Origin of the sequence: Streptomyces sp. NPDC049687 (assembly GCF_044465285.1) — a bacterium.
Lineage (GTDB): Bacteria > Actinomycetota > Actinomycetes > Streptomycetales > Streptomycetaceae > Streptomyces.
Genome location: NZ_JBITLN010000002.1, coordinates 210,637 through 224,372, shown reverse-complemented (window position 1 = coordinate 224,372; position 13,736 = coordinate 210,637). Strand labels below are relative to the sequence as shown.

Below are 13,736 nucleotides of genomic sequence, written 5' to 3'. Positions count from 1 at the left end.
GGAGCGGGAATTAAGGGTTAGGGGTAGGGATGAGCGAGCGGGTCGGTGGCGTTTTTCCTCTGTCCGAGAGTCAGGAGGGCATCTGGCGCGCGCAGCGCCTCGGCGGCCCCCGCGCGCTCTACAGCGTCGGGCAGGCCGTCGAGATCACCGGCGGGCTGGACCTCGCGTGCTTCGAGGCGGCGCTACGGCGGACGGTCGAGGAGACCGAGGTCCTGGGCCTGCGGTTCACCGAGGACGCGGCGGGCGGGGTGCGTGCGGTGCGTACGGCGGGGGCGGCGGAGGGCGCGCCCCGGTGGACGCTCGGCGTGGAGGACCTGAGGGGAGGGGAGCGGGAGCGCCTCGAAGCCCGCATGCGAGAGGAGCTGGCGCGGGTCGAGGATCCGCTAGGGGAGCAGCTTTTCTCGTTCGTCCTGTTTCGGCTGGACGGGGAACGGGGTGATCGGTACTGCTGGTTCCAGGGATACAACCACCTGCTTCTCGACGCTTTTTCCTGCGGTTTGTTCGCGGCGCGGGTGGCCGATGTGTATTCGGCGTCCATGGCCGGTTCGCCTGCCACGGGGATCGAATACGTGTCTCTCGGTGACGTGTTGGCAGGAGAGACGCGTTATCGGAATTCTGTTGAATTCAGGGACGATCAGCGCTATTGGCGCGAGCGATTCGCCGATCGGCCGGAGTTGGCGTCCTTTCCGGGTGCGGGCGGTGGTGGTGAGGGAGGGGTGCTGCGGGAGACGTGCGGCCTCCCGCCCGAGGTCGTGGACGCGCTGCGTGCCGCGGCGGACGGTGCCGGCCTTCGCTCCTCCCGGCTGATCCTCGCGGCCGTCGGCGCCTTCGTGAGCGGGATGGCGGGCGCGGACGAGGCGCTGCTCAGCCTGCCCGTGACCGGCCGGTCGGGAGACCTCGACCTGCGGTCCCCCGTCACCAAAGCCAACATGCTGCCGCTGCGGTTCCCCGTCCCGGCGGACGCCTCCCTCCTCGACCTGGCGCGGGCGGCCGAGGTGGCGGTCTGCGAGCTGCTCCGCCACCAGCGGTACCGGGGCGAGCGGCTGCGCCGGGAACTGAGCTGGCCCGAGGGCGACCGCTGGCACTTCGGGCCGTACGTGAACATCCTTCCCGCGCCGGGCGAGCTGGCGTTCGGCGAGGCCCGGGGTGTGGCGCGGGACGTGTCGACACGCCGGGTCGAGGACTTCGGAGTGCTGATCCATCGGGCCGGGAGGGGGCCGGGTTCGGGGATCGAGGTCACCGTCGAGGCGAACGCGGCACTCTACGACCGGGCATGGGTGCGCGCGGTGCACCGGTCGCTGGTCGGCTTCATGGAACAGGTGCTCGGCCAACCGACGGCGCCGGTGCGGCGGGTCGCAATGGTGAGGGGCGGGGAGCGCGCCGCCGTCATCGAGGAGTGGAACGACACGGTGTGGCCGGCGGAGCCGGGCACGGTGCTGGAGCGGTTCCGGGGGTGGGTTCGGGCGACGCCGGGGGCGGTGGCGTTGTGGTCGGAGGGACGGTCGTTGACGTATGGGGAGGTGGACGCGCGTACGGATGCTTTGGCGCGGGGGTTGGTGGCGCGGGGTGTGGGGCGTGAGGTGCGGGTGGGGCTGTGTCTGCCGCGCGGTGCCGAGATGGTCGTGGCGCTGCTGGCGGTGTGGAAGGCGGGGGGTGCGTATGTTCCGTTGGATCCCGAGTACCCGGCGGATCGGTTGGCGTTCATGGTCGCCGACAGTGGCGCCGAGGTCGTGTTGGTGGCGCCCGGGACGGCGGACCGGCTGCCCGATGATGTCGTCACCGTCCAGGTGGACGAGGTGGCGGCCGAGTACGGGGAGCTGCCGGAAGTCGATTCCGAGCAGTTGGCGTATGTCATCTACACCTCGGGTTCCACCGGTCGCCCCAAGGGTGTGGCGGTGGCGCATGGTTCGGTGGCGAATCTGGCGACGGCGATGCGTCCGGTGCTCGGCGCGGAGCCCGGGGTGACGGCGCTGCAGTTCGCCTCGTTCAGCTTCGACGCGGCGGTGCTGGACGTGGCCGTGACCCTGGCGGCCGGAGGGACGCTGGCGGTCGCTTCGTCCGAGGAGCGTCGGGATGGGGTGGCGCTCGCGGCGATGCTGACGGCCGGTGGGGTGGGGGTGGCGAGTGTGGTGCCGTCGTTGTTGGGGGTGTTGGAGCCGGAGGCGGTGCCGGGTGTCGGGAACTGGGTGCTGGGTGCGGAGCGGTTGGAGGCGGGGCCGGCGGCGAAGTGGCGTGCGGGGGCTCGGGTGTGGAACACCTATGGACCGACGGAGGCCACGGTCATCACCACGGCCGTCCTGCTGGAGGAGGGCATCACGGGTGACGACGCCCCGCCGGCGATCGGCCGTCCGCTCCCCAATGTCCGAACTTACGTGCTGGATGCGTTCTTGCGTCCGGTTCCGGTTGGTGTGGTTGGTGAGCTGTATGTGGCGGGCGCCGGGGTGGCCCGCGGGTACGTCGGCCGTCCCGGCCTGACGGCCGGGCGGTTCGTGGCCTGCCCCTTCGGGGACGGTGGGCGGATGTACCGCACCGGCGATCTGGTGCGGTGGGCGGCGGACGGGCGGCTGGAGTTCGTCGGGCGCGCGGACGAGCAGGTGAAGATCCGTGGGTTCCGGGTGGAGCTGGGTGAGGTGGAGGCCGTCCTCGCCGCGCACCCGGAGGTGGAGCGGGCCGTGGCGATGGTCCGTGACGGGCGTCTGGTCGGGTACGTCGTCGGGGCGGTGGACGCGAATGCCGTACGAGGCCATGCGGCGACGCGGTTGCCGGAGTACATGGTGCCGTCGGCGGTGGTCGCGCTGGACGCGTTCCCGCTGACGGTCAACGGGAAGGTCGACCGTGCCGCGCTGCCCGCCCCCGACCTCGCGCTGGGCAGCGGACGCGCTGCGTCGACACCCGCCGAGGAGACGCTCTGCGCCCTGTTCGCCGAGGTACTGGGGATCGAGCAGGCCGGCGTCGAGGACGGCTTCTTCGAGCTGGGCGGCGACTCGATCACGTCGGTGCTGCTGGTGTCGCGGGCGCGCCGCGCAGGCCTGGTCCTCACCGCCCGCCATGTCTTCGAGCTGCGGACGCCCGCACGGTTGGCCGCTGTGGCGATGCCGGTCGACGGGAACACGGACGGCGCTCGCGCGGCGGATCCCGCCGGTGTCGGCGAGGTGCCGCTGACCCCCGTGATGCGCGAACTGCTGGACCGGGTCGGCGTCGACGGTGCGCGGTCGGTGGCGCAGTGGATGTCGGTGGAGGCGCCGGCCGGGCTGAACGAGACGGCGCTGCGGGGCGCGGTGACGGCCCTGGTGGAGCGTCACGAGGTGCTGCGGGCGCGGTTGGCGGCGGATCTGGGATCGCTGGTGGTGCCCGAGCCGGACGCGGCGGCGGTGGACGGGTTGGTGGCACGGGTGGCTGTGGCCGACTCCGAGGCGGAAGGGCTGGTCGACCGGGAGATCGCGGCGGCGGTGGCGCGACTGGATCCGGCGGCCGGGGTGATGCTGCGGGTGGTGTGGCTGGACGGCGGCGCGGACGTCGCCGGGCGACTGGTCGTCGTGGTCGACCACCTGGTCGTGGACGCCGTGTCGTGGCAGGTGCTCCTGCCGGACCTGTGGTCCGCGTACGAGGCCCTCGCCGAGGGCGGGAAGCCGGTGCTGGACGAGGTTCCGGCGTCGTTTCGGGCGTGGGCGCGGGAGTTGGCGGCGCAGGCGGCCCGGCCCGAGCGGATGGCCGAGCTGGCGGCCTGGCGGGCGGTGGTGGAGGGCCCGGACGTGATGATGACGGACGTCCCGCTGGACCCGGGCGTGGATGTGGGCGCCACGGTTCGGGAGGTGGCGGTCTCCGTCCCGGCGGAGGTGACGTCGGCGCTCCTGACGGTGGTCCCCGCCGCGTTCCACGCGAAGGTGGACGAGGTGCTGCTCGCGGGACTGGCCGGCGCGGTGGCGCGGTGGCGGCCCGGGACCGACGAGTTCCTGGTGGACGTCGAGGGACACGGTCGCGTCCCGCTGGCCGAGGGGATGGATCTCTCGCGCACGGTGGGCTGGTTCACCTCCTCGCACCCCGTGCGGGTGGACACGGAGGGCGGCGCGTCGGTGAAGCGCGTGAAGGAGCGGATGCGGGCGGTGCCCGGGGACGGGCTCGGCTACGGGCTGCTGCGGTACGTCAATCCGCAGACGGCGGATGTGCTGGCGGGCCTGCCGTCGGCGCAGGTCGGCTTCAACTACCTGGGACGTGTGGGGGCCGGCACGGGGCTCGGGGCGGGGAGCGCGCCCGAGGCGCCGGTGATGCACGCCCTGGAGCTGGTGGGCTCGGTGCGGGACTCGGCGGGCGGTCCGGTGCTGGAGCTGGTGCTGGCCTGGCCGGAGCGCCTGCTGGGCGAGGGACGGGCACGGGAGCTGTTGGAGGCGTGGGCGGGTGCGCTCGCCGATCTGGTGGCTGATGTCGGGAGGGGCGCGGGTGGTCATTCGCCGTCGGACTTTCCGCTGGTGGCGTTGGACCTGGCTGGGGTCGAGGAGATCGAGGCGGCGGTTGCGGGTCTGGTGGAGGTCCTTCCGGTCGCGCCGTTGCAGGAGGGTTTGCTGTTCCATTCGCTGTTCGACGAGTCGGGCGTGGACGTCTATGTCGAGCAGATGGTTCTGACGCTTGAGGGTGAGGTGGACGGGGAGCGGCTGCGTGCGTCCTGGCAGGCGCTGGTCGATCGGCATGCGGCGTTGCGGGCGGGGTTTGTGCAGGTCGTGGGTGCGGCGGGGCTGGTGCAGGTGGTGGTGGACGGTGCGGTGGTGCCCTGGCGTGAGGTCGATGTGTCCGGGTTGGGTGCGGATGCCGTGGACCGGGTGGGGGTCGAGGAGCGGTCCGCGCGGTTCGATCTGGCCGTGCCGCCGTTGCTGCGGGTGGCGCTGGTGCGGGCCGGTGCCGGTCGCTCCCGGATGGTGGTGACGCTCCACCATCTGCTGCTGGACGGTTGGTCGCTGCCGTTGGTGATGCGGGAGTTGTGGACGGTGTACGCGGCCGGTGGGCGTGCGGACGGTCTCGGCGCACCCGTCTCGTCGCGTCCGTACTGGACATGGCTGGCGGCTCAGGACACGCCGGCGGCCCTGGAGGCCTGGCGGGCCGAGCTGGAGGAGGTCGACGAGCCGACGCTCGTCATGCCGACCGAGCCGAGCGCGACGGTGCCCGTCGTCCTTGATCGGGTGATCGACCGCGTGAGCGCCGGTCTCACGCGCGCCCTGGAGCGGGTCGCGCGGGGGGCCGGGGTGACGGTGAACACGGTGGTGCAGCTGGCGTGGGGGGTGGTGCTGGGGCAGCTGACGGGTCGTCGTGAGGTGGTGTTCGGGGCGACGGTGGCGGGTCGCCCGGCCGAGCTCGCGGGGATGGAGGCGATGCTCGGTCTGTTCATCAACACGCTGCCGGTGCGGGTCGAGCTGGACGCGGGGCGGCCGGTGCGCGAGGCACTGGCGGAACTTCAGGCACGCCAGTCGGCGCTGCTCGACCACCAGCATGTCGGGCTGAGCGCGGTGCAGCGGGCGGCCGGTCCCGGCGCGACCTTCGACACGCTGCTGGCCTTCGAGAACTACCCGGGTGGTCTGGACGTCCAGCCCATCGACGACGACCTCGCGGTCGCGGGCACCGAACTCCGCGATTCGACCAACTTCGCGCTGGCACTGGGAGTCACCCCGGACGACGGCCTCGCGATTCGTCTCGACTACCGGCCCGACGTGTTCGGGCGCCGGCACGCCGAGCGGACGGCGCGGCGTCTGGTGCGTGTGTTGGAGCAGGTGGGGGCCGATCCGACGGTTCGGCTGAGTGGCATCGAGCTGTTGGACGAGGCCGAGCGGGCGGCGGTCGTGGAGGAGTGGAACGACACGGAGCGGCCCGTGGAGGCCGGGACGGTGCTGGAGCGGTTCCGGGGGTGGGTTCGGGCGACGCCGGGGGCGGTGGCGTTGTGGTCGGCGGGACGGTCGTTGACGTACGCCGAGGTGGACGGGCGCTCGGATGCTTTGGCGCGGGGGTTGGTGGCGCGGGGTGTGGGGCGTGAGGTGCGGGTGGGGCTGTGTCTGCCGCGTGGTGTGGAGATGGTCGTGGCGCTGCTGGCGGTGTGGAAGGCGGGGGGTGCGTATGTGCCGCTGGATCCCGAATACCCGGCGGATCGGTTGGCGTTCATGGTCGCCGACAGTGGCGCCGAGGTCGTGCTGGTGATGCCCGAGACGGTGGACCGGTTGCCTGAGGGCGTCGTCTCGGTGCTGCTGGATGAGGTGGCGGGGGAGGGAGGTGAGCTGCCGGAGGTCGCTTCGGAGCAGTTGGCGTATGTGATCTATACGTCCGGGTCGACGGGGCGTCCGAAGGGTGTGGCGGTGGCGCATGGTTCGGTGGCGAATCTGGCGACGGCGATGCGTCCGGTGCTCGGCGCGGAGCCGGGGGTGACGGCGCTGCAGTTCGCCTCGTTCAGCTTCGATGCGGCGGTGCTGGACGTGGCCGTGACCCTGGCGGCCGGAGGGACGCTGGCGGTCGCTTCGTCCGAGGAGCGTCGGGATGGGGTGGCGCTCGCGGGGATGCTGGCGGCCGGCGGGGTGGGGGTGGCGAGTGTGGTGCCGTCGTTGTTGGGGGTGTTGGAGCCGGAGGCGGTGTCGGGTGTCGGGAACTGGGTGCTGGGTGCGGAGCGGTTGGAGGCGGGGCTGGCGGCGAAGTGGCGTGCGGGGGCTCGGGTGTGGAACACCTATGGGCCGACCGAGGCCACGGTCATCACCACGGCCGTGCTGCTGGAGGAGGGCATCACGGGTGAGGACGCACCCCCGGCGATCGGCCGTCCGCTCCCCAACGTCCGGACATACGTGCTGGACAAGTACCTGCGGCCCGTTCCCGTGGGTGTGACGGGTGAGTTGTACATCGCGGGGGCCGGTCTGGCCCGCGGCTATCTGCGTCGCTGCGATCTGACCGCCGAGCGGTTCGTCGCGTGTCCGTTTGCCGATGGCGAGCGGATGTACCGCACCGGCGATCTGGTGCGGTGGGCGGCGGACGGGCGGCTGGAGTTCGTCGGGCGCGCGGACGAGCAGGTGAAGATCCGTGGGTTCCGGGTGGAGCTGGGTGAGGTGGAGGCCGTCCTCGCCGCGCACCCGGAGGTGGAGCGGGCCGTGGCGATGGTTCGCGACAGCCGCCTCGTCGGGTACGTCCTTGGCGCCGCGAGCCCTGACGTGGTGCGGGAGTTCGCCGCCACCCGGTTGCCGGAGTACATGGTGCCGTCGGCGATGGTCGCGCTGGACGCGTTCCCGCTGACGGTCAACGGGAAGGTCGACCGTGCCGCGCTGCCCGCCCCCGACCTCGCGCTGGGCAGCGGACGCGCTCCGTCGACACCCGCCGAGGAGACGCTCTGCGCCCTGTTCGCCGAGGTACTGGGGATCGAGCGGGCCGGCGTCGAGGACGGCTTCTTCGAGCTGGGCGGCGACTCGATCATGTCGATGCAGCTCGCGTCCAGGGCCCGTGCCGCGGGCTGGGCCGTCTCGCCCCGCCAGGTCTTCGAGGAGAAGACGCCCGAGCGACTGGCGCGCGTGGCCGTCGCGGCGTCCGACTCGCCGGGCACACCGCGGGTGGACTCCGGCGTCGGCGAGGTGCCGTTGACCCCGGTGATGCGCGAGCTGCTGGACCGGGTCGGCCCCGAGCGCGTCGGCCGGATCGTGCAGCCGGGCGTGCTGCCGGTACCGCCGGGCCTGGACCACGAAGTGCTGGTCGGCGCCGTCCGAGCGCTGATGGGCCGTCATGACATGCTCAGGGCCCGTCTGGTGGTGGCCTCGGGGGCGTTGATGGTCCCAGAGACGCCGATGGTTCCGGCCGAGGAGTTGGTGTCGCGCGTCGACGTGGCCGGAGCGGATCCGGCGGCGCTGGTCGACGAGGTCATCGACGCGGCGGCGGACCGACTGGATCCGGCGTCCGGTGTCATGCTGCAGGTGGTGTGGGTGGACGGCGGCCCGGACATCACTGGGCGTCTGATCGTGGTGGCGAATCATCTGGTCGTCGACACCGTCTCTTGGCAGGTGCTGCTGCCCGATCTCCAGCAGGCCCTCGCCGATCCGGCGGAGGGGCGTCCCTTCGAGCCGCCTTCGGTGCCCATGTCGTTCCGGGCGTGGGCCCGGGAACTGGCGGCGGAGGCGAGTCGGCCGAGCCGGGTGGCCGAGCTGGCGGCGTGGCGGGAGCTGGTGGACGGCCCGGACACGCCGCTCATGGACGCCCCGGTGGATCCGGACGTCGATGTGGACGGCACGGTTCGCGAGGCGGCCGTCACCGTCCCGGCGGAGGTGACGTCGGCGCTGCTGACTGCGGTCCCCGCCGCGTTCCACGCGAAGGTGGACGAGGTGCTGCTGGCCGGGCTCGCGGGCGCGGTGGCCGAGTGGGCCGGCCCCGGCGGGTTCCTGGTGGACGTCGAGGGACACGGTCGCGTCCCGCTGGCCGAGGACATGGATCTCACCCGGACGGTGGGCTGGTTCACCGCGTCCCATCCGGTGCGGCTGGACGGTTCGGGCGGGGCGGCGCACCTGGTCAAGCGGGTGAAGGAGCAGGTGCGGGCGGTGCCCGGGGACGGTCTCGGCTACGGGCTGCTGCGGTACGTCAATCCGGAGACGGCGGATGTGCTGGCGGGTCTGCCGTCGGCGCAGGTCGGCTTCAACTACCTCGGTCGCGTGGGTGCGATCGAGGGCCTCGGGGCAGGGGGCGTACCCGAGGCACCGGTGATGCACCCGCTGGAGCTGTCGGGACTGGTGCGGGAGCCGGCGGACGGCGGTCCGGTGCTGGAGCTCAGGGTGGCCTGGCCGGAGCGCCTGTTGGCGATCTCAAGGGCACGGGAGCTGTTGGAGGCGTGGGCGGGTGCGCTCGCCGATCTGGTGGCTGATGTCGGGAGGGGCGCGGGTGGTCATTCGCCGTCGGACTTTCCGCTGGTGGCGTTGGACCTGGCTGGGGTCGAGGAGATCGAGGCGGCGGTTGCGGGTCTGGTGGAGGTCCTTCCGGTCGCGCCGTTGCAGGAGGGTTTGCTGTTCCATTCGCTGTTCGACGAGTCGGGCGTGGACGTCTATGTCGAGCAGATGGTTCTGACGCTTGAGGGTGAGGTGGACGGGGAGCGGCTGCGTGCGTCCTGGCAGGCGCTGGTCGATCGGCATGCGGCGTTGCGGGTGGGGTTTGTGCAGGTCGTGGGTGCGGTGGGGCTGGTGCAGGTGGTGGTGGACGGTGCGGTGGTGCCCTGGCGTGAGGTCGATGTGTCCGGGTTGGGTGCGGATGCCGTGGACCGGGTGGGGGTCGAGGAGCGGTCCGCGCGGTTCGATCTGGCCGTGCCGCCGTTGCTGCGGGTGGCGCTGGTGCGGGCGGGTGCCGGTCGCTCCCGGATGGTGGTGACGCTCCACCATCTGCTGCTGGACGGTTGGTCGCTGCCGTTGGTGATGCGGGAGTTGTGGACGGTGTACGCGGCCGGTGGGCGTGCGGACGGTCTCGGCGCACCCGTCTCGTCGCGTCCGTACTGGACATGGCTGGCGGGCCGGGACAAGGCGGCGGCCCTGGAGGCCTGGCGCGCCGAGCTGGCGGGCGTGGACGAGCCGACGCTGGCGGCCCCGGCCGTCTCCGGCACGGACGCCGTGTTGGCGCGGTCGCTGACCGTGTCGGCTCGGGACAGCCTGGTCCGGGGCCTGGAGCGGGTCGCGCGGGGGGCCGGGGTGACGGTGAACACGGTGGTGCAGCTGGCGTGGGGGGTGGTGCTGGGGCAGCTGACGGGTCGTCGTGAGGTGGTGTTCGGGGCGACGGTGGCGGGTCGCCCGGCCGAACTCGCGGGGATGGAGGCGATGCTCGGTCTGTTCATCAACACGCTGCCGGTGCGGGTCGAGCTGGATGCGGGGCGGCCGGTGCGCGAGGCACTGGCGGAACTTCAGGCACGCCAGTCGGCGCTGCTCGACCACCACCACATGGGGCTCGGCGAGGTCCAGCGGGCCGTCGGCCCCGGCGCGACCTTCGACACGATGCTCGCGTACGAGAACTACCCGGGCGACCCGGCCGGCCGGCCGTCCGTGGCGGGTCTGGCGATCGCGGAGGTCGCGTCGCACGAATCCACGAGCTTCGCGCTCGCGCTGGGCGTGCGGCCCGAGAAGGGGCTGACGCTGCGGCTGGACTACCGTCCGGACGCCTTCGACGCCGATGCCGCCCGCGCCCTGACCGCTCGTCTGGTGCGGGTTCTGGAGCAGATCGCCGGTGATCCGACGGTTCGGCTCGGCACCCTCGAACTGCTGGACGTGTCCGAGCGGGCGGCGGTCGTCGAGGAGTGGAACGCCACGACTCAGCCGGGGAAACCGGGCACGGTGCCGGACCGGGTCCGGTGGTGGGCCGCCGAGACCCCGTATGCGGTGGCGATCCGGGACGGGCAACGGTCGCTGACCTACGCCGAGGTGGAGGCGAGGTCGGAGGCGTGGGCGCGGGGCCTGGTGGCGCGAGGCATAGGGCGCGAGTCGCGGGTGGGGCTGTGTCTGCCGCGCGGGGTCGACATGGTGGTGGCGCTGCTGGCGGTGTGGAAGGCGGGCGGGGCGTACGTCCCCTTGGACCCGGAGTACCCGGCCGAGCGGCTCGTGTTCATGGTGGCCGACAGCGACGCGCAGGTGGTGCTGGTCGCCGCGGAGACGGCGGACCGGCTGACGGCCGAGGTGGAGACCGTGCTGCTGGACGAGCTGGGAACCGGAGCCGGTGAGGTGCGGGAGCTGGGCACCGGATCCGGGGAGTTCATGGACACCGCCGTCGAGCCGGGGCAGTTGGCGTACGTCATCTACACGTCGGGTTCCACCGGCCGCCCGAAGGGTGTGGCCGTGGCGCACGCCTCCGTGGCCAACCTGGCCGCCGCCATGCGGCCGGTGCTCGGCGCGGAGCCCGGGGTGACGGCGCTGCAGTTCGCGTCGTTCAGCTTCGACGCGGCGGTGTTGGACGTGGTGGTGACGCTGGCGTCCGGGGGCACGCTGGCGATTGCTTCGTCCGAGGAGCGTCGGGATGGGGTGGCGCTCGCGGGGATGGTGGCGGCGGCCGGTGTCGAGGTGGCGAGTGTGGTGCCGTCGTTGGTGGGGGTGTTGGAGCCGGAGGCGGTGTCGGGTGTCGGGAACTGGGTGCTGGGTGCGGAGCGGTTGGAGGCGGGGCTGGCGGCGAAGTGGCGTGCGGGGGCTCGGGTGTGGAACACCTATGGGCCGACCGAGGCCACGGTCATCACCACGGCCGTCCTGCTGGAGGAGGGCATCACGGGTGACGACGCCCCGCCGGCGATCGGCCGGCCCCTTCCCAACGTCCGCACCTACGTGTTGGACGCCTTCCTCCGCCCCGTTCCCGTCGGTGTGACGGGTGAGCTGTACGTCGCCGGCACGGGTCTGGCCCGCGGCTACGTCAACCGCCCCGAGCTGACCGCCGAGCGCTTCGTCGCGTGTCCGTTCACCGGGGGCGATCGGATGTACCGCACGGGCGACCTGGCACGGTGGACGGCGGACGGGCAGCTGGAGTTCGTCGGACGTGCCGACGCCCAGGTGAAGATCCGTGGGTTCCGGGTGGAGCCGGGCGAGGTCGAGGCGGTACTCGCGGCGCATCCGGAAGTGGAGCGGGCCGTGGCGACGGTTCGGGACGGGACTCTCGTCGGGTACGTCGTCGGCGACGCGGACCCCGACGCCCTCCGTGCCTTCGCCGCCACCCGCCTGCCCGACTACATGATTCCGTCCGCCGTTGTCGTCCTCGACGCCTTCCCCCTCACCTTCAACGGCAAGATCGACCGCGCCGCCCTCCCCGCCCCCGACGTCGTCTCCACCGCCACCCGCGCGCCCGCCACGCCCGCCGAGGAGGTGCTGTGCGCCTTGTTCGCCGAGGTGCTGGGGGTCGAAGGGGTCGGCGTCGAGGACGGCTTCTTCGAGCTGGGCGGCGACTCGATCCTGTCGATGCAGCTCGCGTCCAAAGCGCGGACCGCCGGTTGGGCCGTGACGCCCCGCCAGGTCTTCGAGGAGCGGACACCCGAGCGGCTGGCCCTCGTCGCCGTCGCGGCCGATGCCGAGCGCGTCGACGCGGCAGAGGAAGCGAACGCCGCGGACTCCTGGGACGGCGGCGCCGCAGAAGCGCCCTGGACCCCGGTGATGCGGTCCATGGGCGCCGAGGCGCTTCGGCCGCGCTTCGCACAGTGGACGGTGCTCGGCGCGCCGGCCGGCCTGGGCGTGGACGTGCTGGAGGCGGGTCTCGCCGCGCTGCTCGCCACGCACGGGATGCTCCGCGCCCGCGCCGTTACGGGCACCGGTGAACCGGTGCTGCGCGTCCCGGCGCCGGGCCCGGCGGACGCGTGCGGGCGGGTGGTCCGGGTGGACGCGGTCGACGTCGCCGAGCGCGAGCTGGACGACCTGGCCGCCCGGGCAGCCGACGAGGCGGTCGACGGCCTGGACCCCGTGGCGGGTGTGATGGTGCGCGCCGTGTGGGTGGACGCGGGCGGCTCCCGGCCGGGGCGCGTGGTCCTGGTGGCGCATCACCTCGTCGTCGACGGCGTGTCGTGGCGGGTGCTGATACCGGACCTGCGCGCCGCCTGCGAGGCCGTGGCCGCCGGCCGCGAGCCCGCCCTGGCACCGACGGGCACCTCGTTCCCGGCGTGGGCACGCGAGCTGCGGCGGTCCGCGCGCGGACCGCTGCGGCGCGCCGAGCTGGAGGGCTGGCTGGCCCTGCTGTCCGGGACCGGCGCGGAACCGGTGGTCGGCCCCCGTCCGCTCGACCCCGCCCGGGACACCGTCCGGACGCTCTCCCGGCGCAGTTGGACGATCCCCGCCGACCGCACCGCCACGCTCGTCGGCCGCACCCCGGGCCTCTTCCACTGCGGCGTGCACGAGCTGCTGCTCGCCACCCTGGCCGGCGCCGTGACCGGGTGGCGGTCGCGGGACGGGGAGTCCGGCGCAGTGCTCGTGGAGGTCGAGACACACGGCCGCGAGCCGCTCTCCGAGGCCATGGACCTGTCCCGGACCGTGGGGTGGTTCACGGCCGCGCATCCGGTGCGGCTGGACGCCTCCGGGCTGGACCTGGCCGACGCCGCAGCCGGTGGTCCGGCGGCCGGCGTGCTCGTCAAGCGGGTGAAGGAGCAGGTGCTGGCGATCCCGGGGGACGGCCTCGGCCACGGCCTGCTGCGCCACCTCGACGCGGAGACGTCCGAGGCACTGGCGGCCCCGCCGGTGCCGGAGATCGGCTTCAACTATCTGGGGCGGTTCCCCACGACCGAGGCCGCCCGCCGCCCGGTCGGCGCCTGGGAGACGATCGGCGCGACCGCGGTCGGCGGCGCGGCCGACCCCGACATGCCGGCCCTGCACCCGCTCGACGCGGGCGCCGTCGTGGCCGACACCCCGGACGGTCCCGTGCTGACCCTCACGCTGAGCTGGCCCTCGACCCTGCTGGGCGACGACGACGCGGACCGGCTCGGGCGGGCCTGGCTGGGCCTGCTGGACGGGCTCGCCGCCCACACCGCCGACCCGGCGGCGGGCGGCCACACCCCGTCCGACTTCCCGCTCCTCGATCTCGACCAGGACGAAGTCGACGCGCTGGAGGCCGAGTTCACCGACGACCACCTCTGACGCTCCGCCCCTCAGACCTTTCGACCCTCGGACCTTTCGACCCTCGGACTCCCCGCGCCTCAGGCCTGTTGTCCCTCGGACTTCCTGCGCCTCAGGCCTGTTGCCCCTCGGACCCCCCTGCCCTCAGGCCTCTGCCCCTCCGACTCCCTGACCCTCCGACCGCCCGACCACACG

General features: G+C 73.2%; 1 protein-coding gene. It reads left to right on the top strand.

Translation table 11 applies throughout. The features are described 5' to 3' along the window. Positions 1-29: 29 nt before the first annotated feature. Positions 30-13,562 carry an amino acid adenylation domain-containing protein gene (locus tag ACIBVL_RS06130; RefSeq protein WP_399092591.1) on the top strand — a complete coding sequence of 4,511 codons (13,533 nt, stop codon included), beginning with the start codon at positions 30-32 and terminating at the stop codon, positions 13,560-13,562. The last annotated feature ends 174 nt before the right edge of the window (positions 13,563-13,736 follow it).